This window comes from Flagellimonas sp. 2504JD1-5, assembly GCF_053618295.1.
On record NZ_JBSIOU010000001.1, the window covers coordinates 1 to 25,523 of the forward strand.

Annotated in this window: 18 protein-coding genes and 1 pseudogene; 14 read left to right on the forward strand and 5 right to left on the reverse strand. The window is 39.6% G+C overall.

What is annotated here, in order from left to right; genetic code table 11:
* Positions 1-234 precede the first annotated feature (234 nt).
* Positions 235-2,256 (reverse strand): putative porin, encoded by a 2,022-nt coding sequence (locus ACULLG_RS00005; RefSeq protein WP_452124710.1) that lies wholly within the window; start codon positions 2,254-2,256, stop codon positions 235-237.
* Between the two features lie 134 nt (positions 2,257-2,390).
* On the opposite strand from ACULLG_RS00005, the gene ACULLG_RS00010 reads away from it, so the two are divergent.
* The 4 genes and pseudogenes from ACULLG_RS00010 to ACULLG_RS00025 all read left to right on the forward strand — a co-directional run bounded on the left by ACULLG_RS00010 (position 2,391) and on the right by ACULLG_RS00025 (position 7,599).
* Positions 2,391-2,987: a ribonuclease HII gene (locus ACULLG_RS00010; protein ID WP_452124711.1), complete on the forward strand. Its 597-nt coding sequence runs from the start codon at positions 2,391-2,393 to the stop codon at positions 2,985-2,987.
* A gap of 28 nt (positions 2,988-3,015) precedes the next feature.
* On the forward strand, positions 3,016-5,475 hold the full coding sequence (locus ACULLG_RS00015) for a ribonuclease HII (RefSeq protein WP_452124712.1): 2,460 nt from the start codon (positions 3,016-3,018) through the stop codon (positions 5,473-5,475).
* Between the two features lie 115 nt (positions 5,476-5,590).
* Positions 5,591-6,916, forward strand: coding sequence for an OmpA family protein (locus ACULLG_RS00020; protein WP_452124714.1), 1,326 nt, complete (start codon positions 5,591-5,593; stop codon positions 6,914-6,916).
* 2 nt (positions 6,917-6,918) lie between these two features.
* A pseudogene (locus ACULLG_RS00025) lies at positions 6,919-7,599 on the forward strand (TapB family protein).
* Between the two features lie 32 nt (positions 7,600-7,631).
* On the opposite strand, the gene lipB reads toward ACULLG_RS00025, so the two are convergent.
* Genes lipB through ACULLG_RS00040 form a run of 3 tightly spaced genes read right to left on the reverse strand, consistent with a single transcriptional unit; the run spans position 7,632 to position 9,281 of the window.
* On the reverse strand, positions 7,632-8,348 hold the full coding sequence (gene lipB / locus ACULLG_RS00030) for a lipoyl(octanoyl) transferase LipB (protein WP_452124716.1): 717 nt from the start codon (positions 8,346-8,348) through the stop codon (positions 7,632-7,634).
* 32 nt (positions 8,349-8,380) lie between these two features.
* On the reverse strand, positions 8,381-9,115 hold the full coding sequence (locus tag ACULLG_RS00035) for a hypothetical protein (RefSeq protein WP_452124717.1): 735 nt from the start codon (positions 9,113-9,115) through the stop codon (positions 8,381-8,383).
* A gap of 10 nt (positions 9,116-9,125) precedes the next feature.
* On the reverse strand, positions 9,126-9,281 hold the full coding sequence (locus tag ACULLG_RS00040; protein ID WP_106143045.1) for a YqaE/Pmp3 family membrane protein: 156 nt from the start codon (positions 9,279-9,281) through the stop codon (positions 9,126-9,128).
* Between the two features lie 90 nt (positions 9,282-9,371).
* On the opposite strand from ACULLG_RS00040, the gene ACULLG_RS00045 reads away from it, so the two are divergent.
* The 8 genes from ACULLG_RS00045 (at position 9,372) to ACULLG_RS00080 (ending at position 20,272) form a co-directional block, all read left to right on the forward strand.
* Positions 9,372-10,421, forward strand: a complete 1,050-nt coding sequence (locus ACULLG_RS00045) for a response regulator transcription factor (protein WP_452124718.1) — start codon at positions 9,372-9,374, stop codon at positions 10,419-10,421.
* A 98-nt stretch (positions 10,422-10,519) separates the two neighbouring features.
* On the forward strand, positions 10,520-11,074 hold the full coding sequence (locus ACULLG_RS00050; RefSeq protein ID WP_452124719.1) for a TlpA family protein disulfide reductase: 555 nt from the start codon (positions 10,520-10,522) through the stop codon (positions 11,072-11,074).
* A gap of 49 nt (positions 11,075-11,123) precedes the next feature.
* Positions 11,124-12,815: a lysine--tRNA ligase gene (gene lysS / locus ACULLG_RS00055; RefSeq protein WP_452124720.1), complete on the forward strand. Its 1,692-nt coding sequence runs from the start codon at positions 11,124-11,126 to the stop codon at positions 12,813-12,815.
* 51 nt (positions 12,816-12,866) lie between these two features.
* Positions 12,867-13,508, forward strand: a complete 642-nt coding sequence (locus ACULLG_RS00060) for a hypothetical protein (protein ID WP_452124721.1) — start codon at positions 12,867-12,869, stop codon at positions 13,506-13,508.
* Positions 13,509-13,714: 206 nt separating this feature from the next.
* Entirely contained in the window at positions 13,715-16,450 is a 2,736-nt protein-coding gene (locus ACULLG_RS00065; protein WP_452124722.1) for a DUF1553 domain-containing protein, read from the forward strand.
* Between the two features lies 1 nt (position 16,451).
* The gene (locus tag ACULLG_RS00070) at positions 16,452-17,960 is read left to right on the forward strand and encodes a DUF1501 domain-containing protein (protein WP_452124723.1); all 1,509 of its coding nucleotides are present in this window, start codon (positions 16,452-16,454) and stop codon (positions 17,958-17,960) included.
* A 35-nt stretch (positions 17,961-17,995) separates the two neighbouring features.
* Positions 17,996-18,871 carry a sugar phosphate isomerase/epimerase family protein gene (locus ACULLG_RS00075; protein ID WP_452124724.1) on the forward strand — a complete coding sequence of 292 codons (876 nt, stop codon included), beginning with the start codon at positions 17,996-17,998 and terminating at the stop codon, positions 18,869-18,871.
* Between the two features lie 6 nt (positions 18,872-18,877).
* A complete protein-coding gene (locus tag ACULLG_RS00080) occupies positions 18,878-20,272 on the forward strand; it encodes a c-type cytochrome domain-containing protein (RefSeq protein ID WP_452124725.1) in 1,395 nt (464 codons plus the stop codon).
* Between the two features lie 9 nt (positions 20,273-20,281).
* On the opposite strand, the gene ACULLG_RS00085 is transcribed toward ACULLG_RS00080, so the two are convergent.
* Positions 20,282-20,827, reverse strand: a complete 546-nt coding sequence (locus ACULLG_RS00085; RefSeq protein ID WP_452124726.1) for an RNA polymerase sigma factor — start codon at positions 20,825-20,827, stop codon at positions 20,282-20,284.
* Positions 20,828-20,918: 91 nt separating this feature from the next.
* Here ACULLG_RS00085 and ACULLG_RS00090 point away from each other — a divergent pair, with 91 nt between their 5' ends.
* Positions 20,919-22,088, forward strand: coding sequence for a FecR family protein (locus ACULLG_RS00090; RefSeq protein ID WP_452124727.1), 1,170 nt, complete (start codon positions 20,919-20,921; stop codon positions 22,086-22,088).
* Between the two features lie 76 nt (positions 22,089-22,164).
* A complete protein-coding gene (locus tag ACULLG_RS00095; protein ID WP_452124728.1) occupies positions 22,165-25,410 on the forward strand; it encodes a TonB-dependent receptor domain-containing protein in 3,246 nt (1,081 codons plus the stop codon).
* The last annotated feature ends 113 nt before the right edge of the window (positions 25,411-25,523 follow it).

Sequence of the window (25,523 nt, forward strand, 5' to 3'; positions counted from 1 at the left end):
TCTATACAATATGTCAAATGAACTTCTTAAATCTTCAAAAGAGAAAAAAAATCGGGCCAAATCAAGCCCCCTAATCCCACTCTTTTACGCCTGGCCCTATCAGCTAAGCGGGTGCAAATATAGGCAGGTTATTTTTTCTCCGCAAATACTTTTGAACTATTTTTTTTCAAAAAAATCACCTTCTCTTGTAAATCGCTGTTTATCAATCCTAAATTATTTCAGCTTAATGAAATTTTAAGAAAAGAAATTCCAAACCAATCCAAAACGGATCACAAAATCACGATAGGGGTAGTTCGGTGCTGAATAATAATTAGGTTTTGAAAAGATAGAATTCAGGTGTTCGGCCTTTAAATAAATTCTTGTTTGCCTCACCTTGGCATTAATGAACACATCCATCAACGGGTATGCTCCAAATTCTTCCCTATTTTGAATGTAGAACTCTCCCAACAATGGATTGTACGCATTCATATTATATGAAGTGAAATATTTAAAGGTTACCCCTGTTTGCAAAAACATCGCCTTTTTGAAGATATCTTTCGAGAAATACAAAGAATTTCTTGTAACGAGTTGCGGCAGGTTCAATACTTGTTCATCTTGGGTCACTTCTTGATATAAGATTGTATTGGACAAAGTCCATCTTCTCCATTTAAAATCTTTAAAATACTTTATCCTTAAATGATTGATTGTCTCCGTGTTCTGGAAAGGTTTTACAAACGCGGTTTCCTGAGAGGCTTCAATCTGCTCTTGTGTGGCAATGGATTGAAAATAGGTGTAATTGTCCAAAGCGCTGTACTCTGCCTGTAGATGACCCAGTTTTTTTGAATTAAACCCAAAACGTATGCTCTGGATCTCTTGTTTATCGAACGTATCCGTGTTCTGCCAGTTAAAATTCCTATAATCACTTTGATATAATAGGTAATTGAAATTAGGCATTCGAGAAGAGACGTGGATACCTCCAGAAATCATATTATTCTCATTTAGATCATAATCTACAGAGGCATTGAAAAAGCTTCCTCCCAAATCTCCTGAAATATTATAGTTAATATCTCCTTTCAACAATAAACGCCCAAAGTTTTTTGAATAACTGCCTCCTACTGCAATTTCTTCTCCCTTTAACTGATTTTGGATCGTCCCGTCATCCGTTATAAGAATACTGTTGAAAAAGTAATTGTAGTTGTAGAGGCTTGCCCATCCTTTTATATTTCCCAAGGTTTTGTTCGAGAATTCCATAGTGCCTCTATTGAGCATGGTCTTTAGTCGGGCCCTATCTTCTATTGGTGTTACAAAAGGGTCAGTGCCAAATGCATCATTTTGTGCCGATTGGGTGAAATCATAGAATTTTGTCTCATAACTAAACTCATGGCCGACAGCTAAAGATGTTGACCTAGTTCTAGTGGTATCCTTACTCCTAAAAAGCTTTAACTCATGATCCAAATAATACCTTTTACCCAAGATCTTATTGTTTGCATTGGTATACCTAACATCTATTCGGGATCGGTCGGTAAAATCGTTGGTCTCGGTATCTTCAAATTGGTCCCTGTTCAACAACCCTCCATTTTCTTCCGCTTCAATATCTTGAGCGGCAATATGTCCTCTTATATTGTAGTTTCCTTTTTCGTTGGAATAATTAAATGATGTCCTAAAATTTCCTGATTGCGATTGGTCAAATCGATATTTGCCAAGCGACCTAAATCCCTTATACGCAATAGAAACATTAAATCTTCTACTGAAATTGAAAGCCAGTAGCGCATCCAATAATTGCCCTTGTTCCAATGTGGTCTTGAACATCAGTTCTGTCATTGGTGTAGGCACATTGTAATAATTGATGTCTTCTATTTCAAAATAATTGGCATGTTTGGCAACAGCGCCGATTTGTGGATATAGTGTGTTTTCTGAGAAGGTACGACCCAAAATATTATAGGGTTGACCAATGTTCGAAAATGGCATCAACTCAAAATCGTCCTGTCTAACATAGTTGTACCTGTATTCCTTTTTAATTGTAAGTGTCGTATCAACAAAGGTGGTATCACGATAATATGAAATAATCTTGTAATCGGTTATGGGAACCGTGTCTTTTTCTGGCCTTGCCCTTTCTGGTATACGGAAGTTTGGCTTTTTAGCCCTCACACTATCTCTTGGCACCACAGTTTCTGTATTGTTTATGGAGTCTACTTCCTTTACTGGCGGCAGGGAATCTTGTTGTGCAGATAAAATTGGGCTCACCAAAAGGAGAAGGGCAAATACTAAAAATCTCATTCCATATTATTGGTCAGGCAAAGGTATATCTTTTGTTTCTAAAGAAATGTGAAAGTTTATATCCCAAAATTTGATAATATTGGATATGTTTAACATTAGTCCATTTGCACTGGACCTCAATTGCCCTTTAGGGAATGCTTGAACTTTATTTTAAATACCCCAATGAAGCAGGAACGGACGAGGCCGGAAGGGGTTGTTTGGCAGGTCCGGTTACCGCTGGTGCCATTATTTTACCCAAAGGATTCAACGACCCCGTTTTAAATGACTCCAAGCAATTATCAGAATCTAAAAGAGAGCGATTGCGCCCTGTTTTGGAACGCCAAGCGATTTCATTTTCCGTATGTCATGTTTTTGAGGAGGAAATCGACAAAATCAATATTCTGAATGCATCCATTTTGGCCATGCACCGGGCCCTAGACCAATTAAAGGACCCACCAAGCTTTATTTTGGTAGACGGCAATCGTTTTAAGCCCTATCCTTCCATTTCACACCAATGCATCATTAAAGGAGATGGAAAATACATGACCATAGCAGCAGCATCTGTTTTGGCCAAAACCCACAGAGATGCCTATATGGCGAAAATTCACGAGGAATACCCCATGTACAATTGGAAAAAGAATAAAGGATATCCCACCAAAGAGCATCGTGAGGCCATAAAAAAATACGGTTTGACCAAATACCATAGAAAAAGTTTCAGGCAATTGCCCGAACAGTTGACACTGGATATCTAAAACCCTAAATTTGTTCGAAACTTCAACAATGAAATTCAAGGCGCTTCTTGTCCTACTTTCACTTTTTTTCATCAATTGCAAAACCGAAGTACAAAACACGGATTCATTATTGGGCTACCTACCCACCAATGCCGCTTTGATCATTAAAATAAACAACCTTACCAATTTTAAAAGTGAGCTAAAGAACAGCTCATTTTTTGAAACCGCAAAGGACTTCTCCCTTTATAAGGGAATCGATAGCAAAACCAAAATTCTGGATTACATAAAAACTGAGTCCAAATGCATGCTTGGGCTTTATATGGTCGGGAAAAACAATTATGATTTTGTGATGGTACTCGATTCTTCTCCGGACTTTTTCAATGTAGAGGATGTAGACAATAAAACGGTAGAAACGCTTTCCTACCAAAATAAAACAATAACCAAGTACTCTTTGGAAGATCAAGAAGTCTATAGTATGCCCCTTGACAAGCATCTTGTCGTAAGTAGTTCGTTGATGTTGATGGAAAACATGGTGCGTGCCAAAAAAACAAATCCCGTAAACGTAAACTTGGAACGCTTATATACCACCTCCAGTCAAAGTAAATCGGCCACATTGTTCCTGAATCTGGATGAACCGTCTTCCCTACTTGATGGTCAGCTAAAGGATGCAAACAAGGACACAGGCTCATTTGCTGACTGGGTTTCACTGGATTTTTCGGCCAATTCCGATAACTTGGGATTTTCAGGGGTTGCAACCGCATCAGATTCCACTAAAAACTTCATCAACCTTTTTCAGGGCACCAATCCGCTGGCCCATAAAACGCCTCAATTCGCTCCCCTTAATGCGCAAGCCATAAGCTCTTTTACTTTTGATGATTATCCAAGGTTCGCCAATAACCAGAATAGCTATTTGGGTAGAGTCAAACCCGTGGATTCCCTTTTCAACACTATTGAGGAGGTCGGAGTCATCTATATGAACAATCAAAAAGTTGTTCTACTGAACTCTTTTGGGACAGAAAGTCTAACCGAAGTATTGAATAGTGACAAAACTGGTTCCACTGTCTATCAAGGGAGCGAGATTATTAGTTTAAAAAACAAAGATTTTTTGGTCAACGGTTTTAATCCCATAGTTAAAAACTTTGCCTCCAACTTTTGTTCTATTTTAGAGAACACCTTCATTTTTGCAGAGAACAGAGAGGTTTTACAGGGCATTATAAGCAATTACAGAAATACCACCTCATTTCGTGACTCGCCGGTGTACAAATCCGCCATGGATCAATTGGCAAATGAATCCAGCATGCTGTTTATTTCCGGGGATTCTGGAATCGACTTTTTATCTGAACAACATTTTGCGCCACAGTTTTTCAATACAGTCAAAAAAGTGGATTTTTCAGATCAGACCTTTGCTGCCCAACTGGTAGCTGATCAAAATTTTGTGCACGCCAATTTTTTGGTCTCTAAAGTGGGAAAAACCAAGGAACTTAATTCTGTAACACCATTGTTCACTTTGGAGTTGGATACAGATTTAGCCATTGATCCACAATTTGTAAAAAATCATCGCACCAACAAACAGGAAATTGTGGTACAGGACCAAAACAATGTTTTGTATCTGATCTCTACGGAGGGAAAAGTGCTTTGGAGCAAAGAATTGGGAGGAAGAATCCAGGGCGGCATCCAACAAGTTGACATCTATAAAAATGGTCGTTTACAATTGGCCTTTTGTACAAGTAACGAATTTATGGTCCTTGACCGAAACGGTGAGGACGTAACACCATTCAAAAAAACTTTTGAAGGCGGCAACCTAAACCCCCTTGCGATTTTTGATTATGAGGGCAATAAGGATTATCGATTTGTAATCACCCAAGGCAAAAAGGTGTTCATGTACAACAACAAGATGCAAACAGTTGGCGGTTTTAGATATACCGAAGCACAAAGCCCAATTCTTTTTGCACCAAAGCACTTTAGGGTCTCCAATAGGGACTATTTGGTCTTTCAATTGGAGGATAATAGTGTCAAAATACTACACAGGACAGGTCATGAACGGTTAAAAGTTGCTGAAAAAATCGATTTCTCCGATAATGACATCTTTCTGTACAAAAACAAATTTTCCGTCACCAATAAAAAAGGTGTGTTGCATCAGATAGACACAAACGGTAAATTAACCGCTACCAATTTTAACCTGAGTCCTGATCATGGCATGTACACTACCAGCAAAACTTTGGTCTTTATGGATGATAACGTTTTAAGTATCAAAGGAAAAAAAGTTGAATTGGACCTTGGCGTTTATACCAAACCCAAGATTTTTTACATCTACGATAAAATCTACGTGAGCGTAACCGATATCCAAAATCAAAAAATACATTTGTTCGATAGTCAGGCAAAACCAATTCCAAATTTCCCCGTTTTTGGAAGCTCCTTAATAGATCTAGTGGATATGGACAATGATAAAAAATTGGAGCTTGTTGCCAAGGATCAAGACAATTCGATTATTGTTTACAAAATGAATTAGTGCACGTTACTACACAACCTATACAATAGTTCGGGCAACCTACACAACCCTCCATTGAAATTGTACTGTAAATTTTTAATTTACAGGTGCTTACATCATCTAAACACTATATACAATGAAAACCTCAATCTTGGGCAAGATGCTATTTTGCTCAATCTTCGCATTTACTTTTAGTGCACAAAGCAATGCCCAATTATTGAAGAAATTAGGCAAAAGAGCAGAAAGAGCTGCAGAACGAACTATAGAACGCCGTGTGGAATCTGAAACCGCTAAGAAAACGGATCAGGCATTGGACAGCATTCTTGAGCCTGGATCAAAGGGCAAAAAGAACCCAAAAACTCCAGAAAACACAGAAAATCCAGCAAATACCGGAAATGATTCTGGTCAATCGCCAAACACTGGAAGTCCGAACGCTTCGGGTGCCAAAACCATTCAGGTATACAGCAAGTTTGACTATGTTCCTGGAGACAAACAATTATTCTTTGATGATTTCAGCTATGATTTTATAGGAGATTTTCCTTCCAGGTGGAACACCAATGCAGGAGGTGAACTGGTGACGCTGGGTGATTCACCCCAAAAATGGTTGGAATTGAAATCCGGTTTCAATATTTATTACATACCTGATGTCCCCCAACTTCCAGAAGAATATACTATTGAGTTTGATCTTGCCGCCGTTGGTCTTGACAACAAAACCTCATCAACAGCAAAGGTAGCCGTTACTTTAAGCGATGACGATAAATTTAAAGCGGGCAGCAACAACGCTTATGCCGAAATCCCATTTTGCCAGTATGCTGCAATCGGAGTTACCGTGCAGAACAATATTAATGGCAAGAGAGAGATACGAAGCACGGTAAAGGCTGATCTAAGGGATGTTGTTTTGAACAACCCGCATATCTCAATTGCTGTGAACAAACTACGCTTTAGATTATGGGTCAACGAGGTGAAATATCTTGATGTGCCAAGATTGGTTGCACCTGGTTCCGTGATCCATACCGTAAAATTCCATGCCAATGGCTTTAAAGATGGAAAGGAAAAAGTTTTTATCTCCAATCTCAAAGTTGCAGAAGGAGGAGTTGACCTAAGACGAAAACTTATTTCTGAAGGTAAAATCTCTACCAATGGTATTTTGTTCGATTCCGGTTCGGCCAATATTCAGCCACAATCCATGGGAATCATCCGTCAAATTTCCCAAGTACTGATGCAAGAAAAGGGAATGAAATTAAAAATCGTGGGACATACCGATGCGGATGGTTCCGATGAAAACAATATGAAACTTTCCCAAAATCGCGCCGAAGCAGTTAAAAATGCCCTTGTTTCGGTTTACGGAATTTCTGCGGATCGTTTAGTTTCCGAAGGAAAAGGAGAATTGGAACCTGTCGGTGACAACAATACTCCAGATGGAAAAGCCCAAAATAGAAGGGTAGAATTTATAAAGCAATAACAATGAAAAAGTTTATCTCAATCGTAATATTTGTTGTTTTTTTTACCAATTCAAATGTTTCAGCCCAAACCGATTGCAGCAAATATTACCCAGTTTCCGATGGTGCCAAATTTGAACATACCCTCTACGGCAACAGAATGAACGAAGAAGGCAAAGTGGTATACTCCGTTACAAAAGATGACGGGGATAGTGTGCTCTACACCATGGAAATGTTTGATAAAAATGGCACTCCAATTGGTGATTCTTCCTATGGAATGCAATGTGAAGAGGATGGCGTTTCCATTGATTTTAAATCCTTAATGGGAAGTGGAAGGCCAACGCAGTTCGATAATATGGAGATGGATATCAAAGGAAACAACATTTACATTCCTAACGATTTGTCCGTGGGTCAAACATTACCTGATGCGGAGATGGAAATGACCATTACCGGAGCACCAATTGCCATGAAATCTTTTATGAGAATGTATAATCGAACGGTTGAGAGTAAAGAGACCATTACCACACCCGCTGGCACTTTCGACTGTTTTGTGATCAGTTACGATACCGATATGAAAATGGGAATAAAATCCACGGGGAAAACGAAACAATGACTTGCCGAAGACATAGGGATGGTTAAAACCGAGGACTATAATAAAAAAGGGAAATTACGGAGCATGAGTCTGTTGACGGCTTACGAGCGATAGCAAAAACCAATCAAAAAACGGAAAACCGGAGCTTAGGCTTCGGTTTTTTCTTTTATCAATTCGGCCTCGAAAAGAATCGCAAAATGGTGTTGTAGTTTCTGTTTAACCTCCTCCATATCCACTGATGCTTTGCCCAATTCAACATTTAAAGATGTAACAGATTTCCCTCGAATCCCGCAGGGAATCATTAAATCAAAATAACCCAAATCGGCATTTACGTTCAGGGCAAAACCGTGCATGGTCACCCATCGGCTTGCCCGCACACCCATAGCGCATATTTTTCGGGCAAATGGGGTTCCAACATCCAGCCATACACCTGTTTCTCCTTCGGAGCGCATGCCTTTTAAGCCATATTCGGCCAAGGTCAAGACCACCATTTCTTCCAGCAAACGAAGGTATTTATGAATATCGGTAAAGAAATTATCCAAATCTAAAATGGGATAACCCACAATTTGTCCTGGGCCATGATAAGTAATATCCCCTCCCCGGTTTATCTTGTAAAAAGTGGCGCCTTTTTCCTGTAGTTTTTTTTCATCAACCAATAAATTGGCCATATCCCCACTCTTTCCTAAGGTATAGACATGTGGGTGCTCCACAAAAAGAAAATGGTTTGGGGTTTCAAGATTGGCTTCCTCTCTTCTATTTTTGATTTTTACATCAACAATATCCTTAAAAAGGGCTTCCTGGTAGTCCCAAGTTTCTTTGTAATCCTTATACCCCAAGTCCTGCAACTGCACTTTCTTGTTCATTGGGCAAAGATACAAAGACCTTTAAAGGGAAACTAGTCCTCCAACTCCACTTCAAGGTCTAAAAGTGATGGGTCTTTCATCAGGTCCAAAAACTTGACCTCATAGATCAAAGTCTTGCCATCTGCACTAAAGGTAGCTTCCTCTGCTGTAGTGGATTTTACCTTTTTGGGAAAATGATACTTAAGGGTATAGGTGGACCCTGATAAAAACATTTCGGCCCCTTGAAGGCTATCAATTTGCTGTTGAAACAATTCTTGATCTAAAATTGTAGCTTTTCTTGCAAAACTATTGTTATCAAATGAATAACTCACCTCTGATGCGGAGCTCTCCATAGGTGCAGGTCCAGCACCTTCCTTTTGGGAGCCCAAAACATTTGCCCCTTGAAAAGCATTGAAAGCGTCGTTTACCTCGCTTACATTTTTAAATTCACTGAACAGATCAAATCTCATCAACTTTTCATCGGGATTCATCACCATATGCATATTGAAAGGTTCCAATTTTTTCAATTTAGCCTGTTCTTCTGGTGAAAGTTGGGCAATACTATCCTTTTTTTCCTCTAATAAATCTTTAAAAGAAATTATGGAATCCACTGGTTTTTCGTTGCTCTTTTTCATTTCTTCTCCAGCCATTTCCATAAGTTCGGATCCATCAAAATTGATGGATAACTTCCCTGAGCCGTCTTCTTGCAGGGTAATTTCTTCGGTAAAATTGCATGAGGAGGTTAGGGCAACGAGCATTGCCCATGCTAAGATTTGGACTTTTTTCATCTTGGTGGTTTTAATTTGTATTGTTTAAAATGACAAGTGCTCCGATAACCCCAGGCACCCATCCGCAAAGCGTTAAAAGTAATACAATAACAAAAGAACCACAACCTTTCCCGATGACTGACAAGGGGGGAAATAGAATGGCCAATAAAACTCTCCAGAAACTCATTGATTTGATTTTGATTGATGTACTCTATTAGTGTATCATTTGGTAGATTTGTTACACAAAACCTTATTTTTAGGCAAAAAGAAAAGGTTTATGCGAACTGTCCTATTTCTTGTTTTAGTACTGAGTTGGTCCACCATCTTGTGTCAGTACAGTTTTTCTGGTTATGTATCAAAAGAAAATCATGGGAACTCCATATATCTTTCCTTGGTCGAAGATTACAGAAAAACGTCGCGCATTTATCTTGAGCAAATTATAAGTAAGACCGCAATAGACTCATCAGGCTTTTTCCTATTTAAAGGGGATAATCTATTAATGGATAATAGACTATATCGACTTCATTTAGATGGTTGTTCAGACAACTCAGATACCAGCCACTTTTTGGGAACATGCAATAGCAGTAAAAGTGTACTCTTTATAGCTAACAATAATGACACTTTGGAATTTCCTACCTCATTTGAAGACCAAGCGCTTTGCACAATTATCTCTACAAACCCAAAATCTTCACTTATTCTAGAAGTTGAAGCCTTAAAAGAAGAAATGATTTTTGATTTTGCGGATTATCGAAGTGAAACCAACAGAAAGTTGAACTCTGAAAAATGGTTCACCACTCTTCAAAGTTTTGGAGAAGATTCGCAAGAACCTTTGGTTGAATTATTGGTATATGACTTTCTCTCGGACAAAAGAAATGAAACCCATGCCCATTATCTGCAAGAAGTTGTTTCAAACAATTATTACGACCAACTTCTAAACCGATTAACCGAAAACTATCCAAATGCCGATTTCACAAAACAATTTGAGGCAGAAATCACAACAGATCGCCATTTGGCCAATTTTCAGAAGTCCAACAATTGGGATTGGAAGTGGGTCTTTGCAATTCTTCTCGGCCTATCCATAGGGTTAAATATATATCTAGTGGCCTCTAGAAAATACAGGACAAGGAGCAGAATCAATCATTTGCTTCAAAAACTGACCCCTCAAGAGCAAAAAATAGTACAGCAAATTCTTATGGACAAGAGTAACAAGGAAATTGCCTCTGCACTTTTTGTAAGTCACAGCACAATTAAAACCCACATCAACAATCTGTACAAAAAAATGGAGGTTTCTTCCCGTCAAGAAATCATTGCTATATTTAAAAAGTGAATTTCCACCTAGGGTCTAGCCCCTATTTCCAACCATTAAAAAAGCAACGCCATTCCAATTTTATAGAATTTTCGACTCAAAATTTTAAACTAAAAATCATGAAATCAATTTTAGCAACATTCTTAATGATCGGTTCTTCATTGTTTGCTCAGGAATTTAACCAAGTGGTCGAACTGGACAATGGGAAAAAAATTATGGTCGGAAAAATCAATTTGGAAGGACTAGGATCAGCACCTTATTCCAACTGGTTTAATGTTAATTATGACAACTACGTTGTGGACAAATCCATGGTGAAAATGTTCAAAAAGCAATTGAAAAAACATCATATCAAGCTTTTTTTGGGCACCTGGTGCGGGGATAGCAAACGGGAAGTTCCACGAATGTTAAAAATTCTACATGAAGCCAAATTCCCTATGAATCAGTTGGAAATTGTAGCACTGGACCGACGTAAAGAACACTATAAAAAAAGTCCAACAGGTGAAGAAAAAGGTCTAAACATTATTAAAGTACCAACCATGGTCTTCTTTAAAAAAGAAAAAGAGGTCAACAGAATTGTAGAAAGTCCACTGGAATCTTTGGAAGAAGATATGGCTCAAATTCTCTCCGGTGCACCCTACATACCCAATTATGCGACATTAAGTAAGGCCAAGTGAGGAATTAAAGCGCAAAAGTGTAATTTTGCGCTTTAATTTTTTATCGACTATGCAACTATCGGAACAGGAAATCGTTCGAAGGGAGAAATTATCAAAGCTTAGGGAACTGGGAATCAACCCGTATCCCGCTGCACTTTATCCAGTAAATGCAACTTCAAAAAGCATCAAAAACGATTTTGAAGAAGGAAAAAAGGTGGTGATTTCCGGTAGATTGATGTCAAGAAGAATCCAAGGAAAAGCTTCTTTCGCCGAACTTCAGGATAGCGAGGGTAGAATTCAGGTGTATTTTAACCGTGATGAAATCTGTCCTGATGATGACAAAACACAATACAACGAGGTTTATAAAAAACTCTTGGACATTGGTGACATCATTGGTGTAGAAGGCGAACTTTTTACTACACAAGTGGGTGAAAAGACGGTCATGGTAAAAAACTTTTCATTGTTGAGCAAGGCTTTGCGTCCGCTACCGCTACCGAAGGTAGATGCTGATGGAAAGGTATATGACGAATTTAATGACCCAGAACTTCGCTACCGTCAGCGCTATGTGGATTTGGTGGTGAATCCGACAGTAAAGGACACCTTCATTAAGCGAACCAAGATCACCAACAGTATCCGTGAGTTTTATAATGAAAGAGGATATTTAGAGGTGGAAACCCCTATTTTGCAACCCATTCCCGGAGGTGCGGCAGCGAGGCCATTTTTGACACATCACAACGCGCTAAACATTCCCTTGTATTTGCGAATTGCCAACGAATTGTATCTAAAACGATTGATTGTAGGTGGTTTTGATGGCGTTTACGAGTTTTCCAAAGATTTTAGAAACGAAGGAATGGACCGTACCCATAATCCAGAATTTACGGTGATGGAACTTTACGTTGCTTACAAAGACTATAATTGGATGATGGATACCACAGAGCAATTACTGGAAAAAATTGCTGTGGATGCCACCGGAGGCACAAAAGTAACCGTTGGTGAAACCGAAATTGAGTTTAAAGCCCCATATGCACGTGTACCTATTTTGGAAGCTATTAAAATCCATACAGGTTTTGATGTAGCAGGCATGGACGAAACCCAATTGCGCGAAGTGGCTCAAAAACTTGACATCGAGGTTGATGAAACCATGGGTGTGGGTAAATTGATTGATGAAATATTCGGTGAAAAATGCGAGCACCACTATGTGCAGCCCACCTTTATTACCGATTACCCCAAAGAAATGAGTCCGTTGACCAAAGAGCATCGAGATAATCCAGCGCTTACGGAGCGTTTTGAACTGATGGTGAACGGAAAAGAATTGGCCAACGCCTATTCTGAGCTTAACGACCCCATTGATCAGCGTGAACGTTTCGAGGAGCAGCTTCGTCTTTCTGAAAAAGGAGACGATGAGGCCATGTTCATTGATCAAGATTTTCTGCGCGCTCTGGAATATGGAATGCCTCCGACCTCTGGAATTGGAATTGGAATAGACCGCTTGGTAATGCTAATGACCAATAACTCCTCCATTCAAGAAGTGCTTTTCTTCCCTCAAATGCGACCTGAGAAAAAGCAGGTAGAGCTTACCGAGGAGGAGAAAATCATCATGGATATTTTAAAACCGGTAGACGAAATGCTTTTGACAGAATTGAAGAATAAAGCTGGTCTTAGCGGCAAAAAATGGGATAAAAGCACCAAAAATCTTTCCAAATTGGGCATTTTTCAGGTGGAAAAAAGGGAAGATGGGCTTTTCGCCCAACTCAAAGATTAATTTCTTCTTACCCATTTTAACCTAGTCCTTATAGTTGTATACCACATTTATATGAAAAAAATATTCTTTTTAGTCCTTTTTGCTTGTCTTTCCTCAAATGCGCAAGTCAGTTTTAGTAAAGGCGAAATCATAAAGGTAAATGGAGAAAAAATAAAATGCTTTGTCGGGCATTTTTCCAAAACTAATGTTCTCAGTTCTATTGTATACAAAATAGAACAAAAAGGAGAAACTATTAAGTTGGATGCCAGTGATGTGCAGGAGATAATACTAAGGGAAAAGAAACATTTCTTAATATTAAATGTTGATATTGATAACCGGTCAAATGAGATGTCCAAGCTACAGTTCTTAGACCGAAATGGTGATTTTAATTTTCAAAAGAAACATATCGCCCTTGAGTTGCTTGTTGACGGAACTGTTCCGTTATACAAAACCACCTTAGATAGAGTGAAAAAATTCTTCTATAAAAATCATTCTGGTAAAATCAAGCAATTGCTTTATAAAAGATACTTTCTCATGCGTTCACCAAACTATTTTGGCAATGATTTTGTAAATGAAAACAATTTTTATTATCGGCAACTTTATTCTGAAGTTCCATGCTATAACAAGCGAATGGAATTCAAGCCGCCCGCATTTGAGGAGTTAAAACTTGTTGCGTATTTTAAGAAATATAATTCTGGGAAATGCAGTAAATAGCATCCTGTTCAAAATTCTTAGAATAGAAATCTATACGATTTTTTCAAATTTCCAAGTAGAACAAAATATTATTCTATTTGATCGAGTTTCTTCCCTAGACCATTGTTCGGCATCTTTCAAAAGTCATTCGGCGAAGTTTAGCCAAACCACTTTCAAAATTTCCTATATTTATGATTCACAGCGGTTAGCGCATTCCGAACGTAAATATGAACAAGAAAGTAGTATCCGGCTTAGGGATAATTTTGGGGTTATTTTCTTTGGTATTGCTATGGAATTTGCTAAAACCCTCAAAAGAGGTGGATTTCAGTGCTGAAATCAAACCTATCTTCAACAAACATTGTATTACCTGCCACGGTGGGGTCAAAAAAAATGGAGGGTTTAGTCTTTTGTTTGAAGAAGAAGCCTTCGCAAATACAGAATCCGGCAAACCTGCCATAATCCCGGGCAATGCATCCGGAAGTGAATTCATAAAGCGATTGAAGGAAGAAGACCCGGAACTTCGCATGCCCTATGAAAAACCCAAACTTTCCGATGAAGAAATTGACTTGTTGACGAAATGGGTAAACCAAGGTGCAAAATGGGGTGAGCATTGGGCCTATACGCTACCGGAAAAAGTTGAGGTTCCCGTTCTGACGGAGGAAGCTGGGTTTTCCAGCAAGTCAAATTCTTTTTCCAAAAACGGAATAGATAATTTCATTTTAAAAAGATTACATGCCGAAGGCATGCAACCAAGCCAGCAGGCCGAAGCCAATATTATGGCCCGAAGGGTTGCTCTAGATATTACGGGAATCCCTCCTGACTCATTATTGTATCAAAATTTCAAACAAGGAAAGCTGTCATATGAAATAATGGTTGACAGCCTATTGGCACACCCTTCATTTGGTGAAAAATGGGCCAGTTGGTGGCTCGATATGGCTCGATATGCCGATACAAAGGGCTACGAAAAAGATTTGGGCCGAAGTATGTGGCAATACCGCGATTGGGTTATCAAAGCCCTGAATAATAATATGCCCTATGATCAATTCACTATAGAACAATTGGCTGGTGATTTATTGCCTAATCCTTCAATAGACCAGCTCATTGCAACCGCTTTTCATCGAAATACCATGAACAATGATGAAGGAGGAACGGATGACGAAGAATTTCGGGTTGCCGCAATCATAGACCGTGTAAACACCACTTTCGATGTTTGGCAAAGCACCACAATGGGGTGTGTGCAGTGTCACGGGCATCCTTATGATCCTTTTAAACAACAGGATTACTATAACGCAATGGCTTTCTTCAATAATACCAGGGATGAGGACACTCCAGACGAAGCCCCGGCATTGCGGTTCTATGCTCCAGAACAGCAAAAATCCGTGGATAAAATCAACAATTGGGTTGCGAAGTATGGTGATAAGCCTACAGCAAAAACCTACCAAGATTTTTTGAGATTTCGAGAACCTGTATACAAATCCCACTCATTACAAGATTTCATAAATGGCTCTTATGATGACCATGCTTCGGCTGTTCTGTGGAATAATGGCTCTTGTAGATTGGAAAACGTATGGACCCATGGAGCGGAATATTTCTATTTTAACCATTACTCTTATTATAGTGGAGTCTCATTCACAATCAGAAAAGACAATACCGAAGGAGAAATTCTGACGCAATTCACACTTAATAAAACGGAATATCCTACCACTAAAAGGATTCCCATCAAAAGCGTGAACCGTCCGATAAACATCCATATCGAAATAAATAATCCTCAAATTCCTAAAACCACCAATGCTCTGCATATCTATTGGCTTGGGTTTTTACCTGATATTCCAGGAAGTAGTGAACCCGGTTTTTCAAGAATTCAAAAAGAATTTGATAAGACGGTCAATTTTAAAGCCCCCATTCTGCCGATAACAGCAGAAAATCCGGAATACATGAAACGTACAACCCAAATCTTTGAACGGGGAAATTGGTTACTTCAGACCGATACCGTGCAACCTTTGACACCTCCTACGTTGAATACATGGGATGAATCTTGGTCCAAAGATCGCTTAGGGTTCTCCAAATGGCTCGTGGATAAAAAAAATCCACTTACAGCAAGAACTTTAGTAAATCGAGTTTGGCATCAACTATTTGGCAGAGGTCTTGTTGCTACAATTGAAGACATTGGGTCCCAATCCGATTTCCCTTCTCATCCAGAACTTTTGGATTGGCTGGCCCTAAGATTTATGAACGAACACCAATGGAGCCTGAAATCTCTTGTGAAGGAAATCGTTTTATCCGGTACATATCGTCAAAAATCGGAGCTGACGCCAGAATCCTATCAAAGGGATCCAGAAAATGAACTGTATGCAAGAGGTCCAAGACAGCGGTTAAGCGCAGAACAAATTCGGGATCAGGCCCTGGCTGTTTCTGGTCTGCTTAGTCGGAAAATGTATGGCCCAGGGGTAATGCCTCCTCAACCTGACGGAGTTTGGCAAACTGTATACAGTGGTGAAAAATGGGTTGAAAGTAAAGATGAAGACCGGTATCGAAGAGCTGTGTATACCTACTTAAAAAGAACCAGTCCGTATCCCTCATTACTAACTTTTGATGCAGGTAGTAGAGAAGTTTGTACCATTCGAAGAACGGTAACTAATACGCCACTGCAAGCATTGGTCACCTTGAATGATCCGGTTTATCTGGAAGCTTCATACCATCTAGGCAAGGCAATGCAATCTTCAGATGATATTGAAGAGCAATTGACCCAAGGTTATGAAAAAGCAACACTGTCAGAAATATCCCCTGAAAAGTTGGAAGCACTAAAGGAGTTGTACGCTGCATCACTCAACGAATTTAAAAATGATAATGAAGGTTTGATTCAATTTTTACATTTTGATGGAAACCCTACGGCTGAACTTGCAGCACTGACTGTGGTAGCCAATGCCATAATGAATTTGGATGAATTTTTAAGTAAGGCCTAACATGGACCAGATAGAACGACTTATTCGGGAAAAATTGATACGGGATGCACAGACCAAGACCCGTAGGCATTTCATCAAAGATTGTGCAACAGGTTTAGGTGGATTGGCGCTAGGTTCTATATTTTTAGGTTGTGACCCATTGGAACCAAAGACAAAAAAGCAAAAGGTCACTTTTTCCGAACGGGATTTAAATCCCTTGTCCACATTGCCCCCGCCATATACTCCGAAAGTAAAATCGGTCATTTATCTACACATGGCAGGCTCCCCTTCACAATTGGAGATGTTCGATTACAAACCTGTCCTCCATAAATTGAACAATCAAGATTGCCCAGAATCGCTTTTGCAGGGAAAAAAGTTCGCCTTTATAAAAGGTACTCCCAAATTATTGGGACCACAGGCCAAATTTTCACAAGAAGGTGAATCTGGCAATTGGATATCCAACTATTTGCCGCATTTTAAAAAAGTAATTGATGAGGTAGCCTTTCTTAAAGCTGTACATACTGACCAATTCAATCATGGACCAGCGCAACTTTTTATGCACACCGGAAGTCCCAGATTGGGCAGACCCAGCATTGGCGCCTGGGCAACCTACGGTTTGGGGTCTGAAAATCAAAATTTACCCGGTTTCGTGGTGTTGACTTCGGGAGGAAACACACCAGATGCCGGAAAAAGTGTTTGGGGAAGCGGTTTTTTACCTTCGGTATACCAAGGGGTGCAATGTAGGTCTGAAGGTGATCCAGTCCTGTACATTGAAGATCCCAAAGGACTTTCGCGGGATTTGAAAAAAAGTACTATCGACGCCATCAACAAAATCAACAAGGAAGAATACGCCAAGTATGCCGACCCGGAAATTTTGGCCCGTATCAACCAATATGAAATGGCCTATCGCATGCAAATTGCCGTTCCAGAGGTGATGAACATCCAAAACGAACCAGAAAACATTAAGGAAATGTATGGGGTGGAGCCCGGCAAGGAATCTTTTGCCAACAATTGTCTTTTGGCTCGAAAATTAGTGGAAGATGGTGTTCGCTTTGTGCAATTGTTCGATTGGGGTTGGGACAGTCACGGCACAGATCATACTACTGCGGTTGACCTCGGATTGCGAAACAAGTGTCGCGAAATTGATAGACCCATTACCGCTTTGTTGTTGGACCTTAAACAACGGGGATTGCTTGATGAAACATTAGTTGTTTGGGGTGGTGAATTTGGCCGTACCCCAATGCAGGAAAATAGAGGGAACAGGGAAATGGGCTTTAAGGGCAGAGATCATCATGGCGATGCTTTTACTATGTGGATGGCCGGTGGAGGTGTAAAAAAAGGAGCCTGTCATGGAAAAACGGACGATATTGGATTTTTGGGGATTGAAGGAAGGGTCTCCGTGCACGATGTGCATGCCACTATTTTGCATTTACTTGGGTTTGACCATGAAGAATTCACATTTGAATTTCAAGGTAGAAATTTTAGGTTGACCGATGTTGAAGGAGAAATCATAAAGGAAATACTTGCATAAAACCAACCATAACCAACACTGAACTTTACATATTGATGAAAAACATTCTTACTGTTCTTTTCGTACTTCTTTTGAGTTGTTCACATGCCCAAGAGCAAAAATTGCTATTTTTTCAAACCAACTGGGGAAATACACTTTCTTGGGATGCCTTTTGTGAGAGAGCAAAAACATCTGGATTTGATGGGATTGATGTCTGGTTGCCAGCGAACACAGAAAGTCAAGAAGCTCTTAAAAACGCCCTAAAAAAACATGGTTTATTGCTGAATTTAATGCATGGAACCAATAGAAGTATTGTTTTCGAGCAGAGTTTATCCGAGTTTGAAGAAAAACTCCAAGTACTGGTGAAATGGAATCCAGTGTTGGTCAATTGCCATACGGGAAGTGATTTTTTTACCATGGAACAGAATCAAGCTTTTATCGATATTGCGAACAAAATTTCCAAAGAAAGTGGCATTCCTGTTTATCATGAAACCCATCGCGGGCGCTTTAGCTATAACCTCCCGGACACCAAAAAATATGTTGCTGCAATTCCAGATTTAAAATTGACCTTGGACATTAGCCATTGGATGGTGGTTCATGAATCTTTGCTCGAAGGACAAGATGGGGATTTGGAACAAATCATTGACCGTTCCCGTCATATCCATGCAAGGGTCGGTCATGCCGAAGGGCCCCAAGTGAACGACCCAGAAGCACCAGAGTGGAAAAAAGCCTTGGATAGACATTTGGACATCTGGGAGAAAATCATCCGCAAACGCTGGTCCGAAGGACAACATACCGTTACCATTACTTCAGAATTTGGCCCTCCCACCTATTTACCGGCACTACCGTACACTCAAATTCCGGTTGCAGATCAATGGAAAGCCAATGTGTTCATCATGAATGCCTTGAAAAAAAGGATGAAAACCGAATAATCAGGCATGGATATCCTTAAGCAGTTTTTAGGTCGACTACACCCACTTTTGGTTCATTTGCCCATTGGTTTTATCATTTTAGGGCTTTTGCTGCAATGGTACGACCGTAAAATCCACGCATACAACAAAATCATAGCCTTAATATTCCTTTGGGCAGGTATCTGTTCAGCATTCACCTGTGTAACCGGCTATTTGCAGTTTTTAAGCGAAGGATATACTTTTGACTCTGTAAAATGGCATTTGTGGTTGGGCATTGTCACAACCTTGTTTTGCTTTTTGATGTATTTCAAGATTGCTGAAAGGTCTTTCCTGACAATGCTGAAAAGATTTTCAATCTTACCATTTTCAATTCTACTATTTGTTCTGATTTCATTCACGGGCCATTTGGGCGGAGACATCACCCATGGCAAAGGTTATTTGCTTGAACCTTTTCCCAACAGCGTAAAATCATTTTTTGGTCAGGAAATATTTGAAGAAAAAACCATAGAGCTTACCGAGGAAAACTGGGAAACTTCGTTGTTTTATGAAGACGTGGTTCATCCCATAATCAACAACAAATGTGTAAGCTGTCATAATCCTAAAAAATCAAAAGGAGAATTGATGCTTCATTCCATCGACGATATTTTAAATGGTGGAGAGAGTGGAGAAATCATTGTTCGAAACAATCCGGAAGAAAGCCCGTTGTATAGCAGACTTGTATTGCCTAAAGACCATGAAGACCATATGCCTCCGAAGGAAAAAACCCAATTGACCAAGGAAGAAATGGCAGTAATAAAAGCTTGGATTTCCAGTGGTAACCAATCCGAAACCACCATCGGGCAAATGGGATTATCAAAAGACTTGTTTCTATCATTTTTCCCAAAAAAAGAAAACAATTTCTATCCCGATACTACTGTTGTGGCCGCTGCTACAGATTCAATTGCGCGCATCAAAAAATCTGGAATCCATGTGCAGCAAATAAGCAACACTTCAAACTTTTTACGTGCTTCCTGTATTAATAAACCCACTTTTAGTGATAATGATTTTGAGATACTAAATCCAATAATGGAACAAATAGTTGTTTTAGACCTGGGAGGAACACAAGTAACCGATGCTATTTTTGAAAAACTGGTTGCCTTGCCCCATTTAACCACTTTAAAACTCGACAATACTTCCATTTCTGGAAATGGAATTGCTATTTTGGCACAATTGTACCATTTGAAATCGATAAATCTGACCCATACCAATTTCGAAGGTTCCCATATCCCATCTCTTAGTGGGTTCAAAAAGTTGGAAAAAGTTTATTTGTACAACACCACAGCAAGTCAAACGGATGAAAAGCATTCCACTGAGAACAATTCAATCTTGGATTTTGGAGATTACAGATTGCCAAAAATAGCTGCAGATTCCATCATTTATTAAAAATAATGGCTAAAACATCAAAACCGAAGCATTCTCACGGATGATACGAAGTGCTTTTGACATCTGATTTTCAACGGTTTTAATGGAGATGCCCATATCCAAAGCAATTTCACGGTATTTTCTTCGCTCCAATTTGTTCATGATAAAAATCTCCTTGCATTTTGGAGGTAATTTATCAATAAGCTCCTCCAACTTGAGCATCGTGGATTTTAAATAGGTTTCGTCTTCCGTCTGTTCAAAATAACTTTCATAAATGGTGTCCCATCGAATCTTATCCAACAGATCAGGCTGTTTTTTCTGTTTTCGAAGTTGTTGCAGAAATTGGTTATGACAAGATTTAAATAAATAGCCCTTCAAGGAACCTTTGATGGTAAGCTGTTTCCTTTTTTCCCAAAGTCGCACTATTACGTCTTGAACAATGTCCTTGGATAAGCTTCTATCCCCACTCAATTGGAAAATGTAATTGCACAACCAATCGTAATGTTGATTGAACAAATGTTCATAAGCATGAATCTCTCCTTGCTTAAGCTTCATAATAAGTTCTTGCTCATCCATAATTTGGCATAAACTGGTTAAAAGTAAAAAAATAAAATAAATAGGGGTTTTTTAAACATTCTGCATCTTTATAACACAACCCTATGTGAAAATGCAAAACAAAGAAGCGTTAATTGAGAAGTTTTTAGCTAGGACCATTTCGCCAAATGAGCGAAAAATGCTAAAGAAATGGGTGCTGAAAAACAGAGGAAATCTTGAGATTTTCAAGGAAGAGGTAAGAAAGCGTTCCAAAAATAGCCTGTATCATCATTTTGATGAAAACGAAGCCTTTAAAAGGTTTTTGGCCACTGTTGAGAAGAAAAAAGCAAAGAAACGTTTTCCAAAGAATTTCTTGAAATACGCAGCTGTTTTTGTTGGAGTGCTTTCTGTTGGATTTATGGCCTATCAAACTTTTGGCTATCCCGAAAACAAGAAAACTATCGTACAAAGTAAGGGGTCTAATACCACTCAACCAAGCAACGTGGTTATTTCACTTGCTGATGGCACAAAACAGATTATCACCGCTGATGGAACCGCAGAGCTTGTAGGTAAAGATGGAAAAGTTTTGGCCAAAAAACACGAACAAGGTTTGGACTTTAGCCAACTTGATGGTGAGCTCCACCGAAATCTTGTTTTCAATGAGATTTACGTGCCTTATGGACAAACTTTTAAACTCACGTTATCTGATGGCACAAAAGTCTGGTTGAATGCTGGAACTAGGTTGAAGTTTCCCCAAAATTTGAGCTCCTCCACCCAAAATCGTATCGTTTATTTGGATGGTGAGGCGTACTTTGATGTTACCCGGGATGAAAAAAGACCCTTTATTGTCAATGCAGAAAATCTTGACGTTCAGGTATTGGGAACCCAATTCAATGTTTCAGCTTATAAAGCTGATGGTAAAATAGCCACTACCTTAGTCGAAGGGTCCGTTAAAGTTTATGAAAATTCTAGCCCAGATACCAACATCTTATTGACACCGAGCTATCAAGCTGCCTTCAGCAAAGAGAAGGGAACCCTATCCAAAAGAAGAGTGGATACCCGTATCTATACAAGTTGGATGGACAACAAATTGATAATAGACAACCTTTCGTTCGAGGAGATATTGGACAAATTGGAACGAGCCCATAATGTTTCCATCATCAATCATGCAGAGCATTTAAAGGATGAAGTTTTCAAAGGAGATTTTGAAAAAGAAGACATCCAGACCATTTTGGGCACCATTGCCTCCAGCACACCATTTAACTATACAATAGAGAACAATGTAATTACCATTTTAAAATAAAAAGGGAAGGTGTTGCACCACCTTCCCGAATATTAGATCGCTAACATGGATTATTAACAATCAAACACTCAAAATTATGAAAAAAAGCATGGTTTTCAAGTCACCTCTATTCTTGGTGGCCAATGCAAAAATTTCGCTTAAAATGAAGATTAGTTTTTTACTTACTTTCTTTATTATTTGCCAGCTCTCTGCGAGTGATATCTATTCGCAGAAAAGGGTTCAATTTAACTTTGAAAATGTTCCCTTAAAAGAAGTACTCAACGAGATAAAAAAACAGTCGGGCTACAAATTCTTCTACAACGTGAAAGAAATTGACGATTCCAAAAAGACATCGTTATCTGCTTCTGATGAAAAGATATTTGCTGTTTTAGATAGACTTTCAGCAAATGAAAGCTTGGAATATTCCATCAATGGGAATCAGATTATCCTTAAAAAACAATCTTTGGATAATTCGAATCCTTCTGCCAAGGAACAACAGGAAATCAGAGGTTCGGTAAAAGATGGTGATGGAAATCCGCTTCCTGGAGCTAATATTTTGGTCAAGGGAACCACGAACGGTACCCAAGCGGATTTTGACGGAAATTTCACCCTTGAACTTGATGACACCAACGCAACCCTGGTGGTTTCTTATCTTGGATTTAAGACTACGGAAATCGCTTTGAATGGTAAATCTACCATTGCCATTGTGTTGCAAGAAGATGCAGCCCAACTTGAAGACGTTGTTGTTGTGGGATCCAGAAATCCCAACAGAACAGCAACAGAAACCACAGTTCCTGTCGATGTAATTGACGTTGCGGCCATTGCTAATCAAGGTCCGCAAGTAAGCGTAAACCAAATATTAAATTATGTTGCGCCCTCTTTTACCTCGCAATCGCAAACCGTTTCCGATGGAACAGATCATATTGATCCGGCCTCGCTTCGTGGTTTAGGTCCTGATCAGGTCTTGGTCTTGATCAATGGAAAAAGAAGACACAATACTGCCTTGATCAATGTAAATGGTACTGTTGGTGCCGGTAGTGTAGGAACGGATATGAACGCGATTCCTGCAGCGGCTATTCAACGTATCGAAGTGCTTCGCGATGGTGCTGCAGCCCAATATGGTTCAGATGCTATTGCCGGGGTCATCAATATTGTTTTGAAAAAAGCAACTGGAAAACTAGATCTTTCTCTTACTTCTGGCGCCAATTTCAGTGAGAACAGTAACCAGTTTGAAGGCGGTAGTGATGGAGAGAAATTTCAATTGGATGCCAATTTTGGATTGCCCATTGGCGACAGGGGTTATATCAATTTTACAGGATCCCTTTCCACAAGAGAACCAGCCCTGCGAAACAAAGATTATGCGGGAGATATTTTCAGAGGATTCCACGGAGCCGAGCGCATTTTTGCGGCCGGTGGTGGCACCGTTGCGGATATGACTTTACAAGATTATGCAAATGCCTCTCAAAGCATCACCTATTTGGATCAAACCGTAAAGGATCAAATCGCCGGATTGAATCTAAACGATGACACCGATATTGGCACTTTCCGTGACTTGCTAGGTTTTGATGCAGACGAAGATGAACTCGCCGCTCGCGGACTTACCCGAAAAGATTTTAGGTTCAAAGTGGGTACTTCAAGACTTCGTGAAGGTAAGTTCTTTGCCAATATGTCCATTCCTGTTTCCGAAACCACGGAAATTTATGGTTTTGGTGGAATCAGTTACCGTCAAGGTTTGGCCTCAGGGTTTTACAGAAGGCCAGCTCAAGGTGATGGTCGTGCAAACACTCCTGCTTTTCCAAATGGCTTTTTACCAAATATTGGAACAGACATCTTAGATCAATCCCTAGCCGTTGGTATTCGAGGAAAAATCAACGAATGGGATGTGGACTTCTCCAATACCTATGGCCGAAACACTTTTGACATTACCGTAGGTAATTCCAGTAATGGAACCCTTGGTGTGGCTACACCACGTTCTTTTGACGCAGGTGGACTAGGTTTTACCCAAAACACTACCAATTTGGATTTTAGCAGATTCCATGAAGATATTTTCGAAGGATTCAATGTTGCTTTTGGAGCTGAATACAAAGTGGAAAAATATGAAATCATTGCTGGAGAAGAGTCGTCTTATACCAGTTATGATATCAATGGTAATCCAGTGAACAGTGTTACGCCAGATGACCAGTTGGTACGCAACAATTTCACAGGCTCGCCTTTAGGTGGAGGCGCTCAGGTTTTTAGAGGGTATGATCCTGGAAATGCAACTGAAAAATTCCGAAATAACATTTCAATCTATGCCGATTTTGAAGCTGATTTTACCGAAAACTGGTTGTTGAGTTTGGCGGGCAGGTACGAGAATTATTCAGATTTTGGGAGCACATTCAATTATAAGCTAGCTACGCGATTAAAGCTGACCGAAAATTTAGCGCTAAGAGCTGCAAGCAGCTCTGGTTTCCGTGCACCATCCTTGCACCAGCAGTTTTTTAGTAGGACCAGTACTGTTTTTGTTGATAATGTCCCTTTTGAACAGGGTACTTTCACCAACGACAGTAGGGCTGCTTCGCTAATTGGGATTGATAAATTAAGGGAAGAAACTTCAAACAGCTTTAGTGCCGGGTTAACAGGAACCTTTGGTCAGTTTACCATTACGGTTGATGGTTATTTGATCAACATCGATGATCGTATTGTGTATAGTGGAAGTTTTGGCAATGGAGGAGACCCGGAACTCACCGGAATCTTTGATTCGGCCGGAGCCACAAGTGCACGCTTTTTCGTAAACGCCATCGATACCAAATCCTCTGGTTTGGATGTTGTGATTTCACATAAAACATCTTGGGGAGATGCCACTTTAAAAAATGATTTGGCAGCAACTTTCAACAAAACAGAAGTTGAAGATATTTTTGTTCCAACCCTAATTGCAAACGCGGGGTTAAGTGGTTCATTCTTTGATGGACAGGAAGAAGCCTTTTTGACCTTGGCTCAACCACGCACAAAATTGAATCTTACCAACTTGGTTTCTATTAACTCCTGGGATTTTCTATTAAGAAATGTCTATTTCGGAGAAGTTACCGATCCGGATGATTTTAACGGAGATGCAAGAGTTGAGGGTACTACCGTAAGCGATGATGCCGTTTATGGCGGAAAGTTGGTTACCGATCTTACCGTGACCAAAACTTTTTCAGACAATCTTGCACTAACTGTGGGAGCTAATAATCTGTTGGATGTCTATCCTGATGAAAACAGAGCTGGGGGTACCTCAGGTGATCAATTCGTCTACTCAAGAAGGACTTCACAATTTGGATATAGCGGACGTTATTTGTTCGCAAGGTTACGTTTAAGTCTGTAATGTTTCATACTGCTTAAATTATTTGAGTTTGGTTTATTGATGAAACCCTCCTTTAAAGGAGGGTTTTTTTTATGACCTTTAGACTCCTATCTTTAGAGCATTGAATTCTACTT

Coding starts and splice junctions, on each gene's coding strand:
- ACULLG_RS00045 (WP_452124718.1), top strand. CDS start 9,372: ATGCGAACTGTCCTATTTCTTGTTTTAGTACTGAGTTGGTCCACCATC.
- ACULLG_RS00090 (WP_452124727.1), top strand. CDS start 20,919: ATGCAAAACAAAGAAGCGTTAATTGAGAAGTTTTTAGCTAGGACCATT.
- ACULLG_RS00040 (WP_106143045.1), bottom strand. CDS start 9,281: ATGAGTTTCTGGAGAGTTTTATTGGCCATTCTATTTCCCCCCTTGTCA.
- lysS (WP_452124720.1), top strand. CDS start 11,124: ATGCAACTATCGGAACAGGAAATCGTTCGAAGGGAGAAATTATCAAAG.
- ACULLG_RS00035 (WP_452124717.1), bottom strand. CDS start 9,115: ATGAAAAAAGTCCAAATCTTAGCATGGGCAATGCTCGTTGCCCTAACC.
- ACULLG_RS00010 (WP_452124711.1), top strand. CDS start 2,391: ATGCTTGAACTTTATTTTAAATACCCCAATGAAGCAGGAACGGACGAG.
- ACULLG_RS00005 (WP_452124710.1), bottom strand. CDS start 2,256: ATGAGATTTTTAGTATTTGCCCTTCTCCTTTTGGTGAGCCCAATTTTA.
- ACULLG_RS00085 (WP_452124726.1), bottom strand. CDS start 20,827: ATGGATGAGCAAGAACTTATTATGAAGCTTAAGCAAGGAGAGATTCAT.
- lipB (WP_452124716.1), bottom strand. CDS start 8,348: ATGAACAAGAAAGTGCAGTTGCAGGACTTGGGGTATAAGGATTACAAA.
- ACULLG_RS00015 (WP_452124712.1), top strand. CDS start 3,016: ATGAAATTCAAGGCGCTTCTTGTCCTACTTTCACTTTTTTTCATCAAT.
- ACULLG_RS00070 (WP_452124723.1), top strand. CDS start 16,452: ATGGACCAGATAGAACGACTTATTCGGGAAAAATTGATACGGGATGCA.
- ACULLG_RS00065 (WP_452124722.1), top strand. CDS start 13,715: ATGAACAAGAAAGTAGTATCCGGCTTAGGGATAATTTTGGGGTTATTT.
- ACULLG_RS00095 (WP_452124728.1), top strand. CDS start 22,165: ATGAAAAAAAGCATGGTTTTCAAGTCACCTCTATTCTTGGTGGCCAAT.
- ACULLG_RS00075 (WP_452124724.1), top strand. CDS start 17,996: ATGAAAAACATTCTTACTGTTCTTTTCGTACTTCTTTTGAGTTGTTCA.
- ACULLG_RS00050 (WP_452124719.1), top strand. CDS start 10,520: ATGAAATCAATTTTAGCAACATTCTTAATGATCGGTTCTTCATTGTTT.
- ACULLG_RS00080 (WP_452124725.1), top strand. CDS start 18,878: ATGGATATCCTTAAGCAGTTTTTAGGTCGACTACACCCACTTTTGGTT.
- ACULLG_RS00060 (WP_452124721.1), top strand. CDS start 12,867: ATGAAAAAAATATTCTTTTTAGTCCTTTTTGCTTGTCTTTCCTCAAAT.
- ACULLG_RS00020 (WP_452124714.1), top strand. CDS start 5,591: ATGAAAACCTCAATCTTGGGCAAGATGCTATTTTGCTCAATCTTCGCA.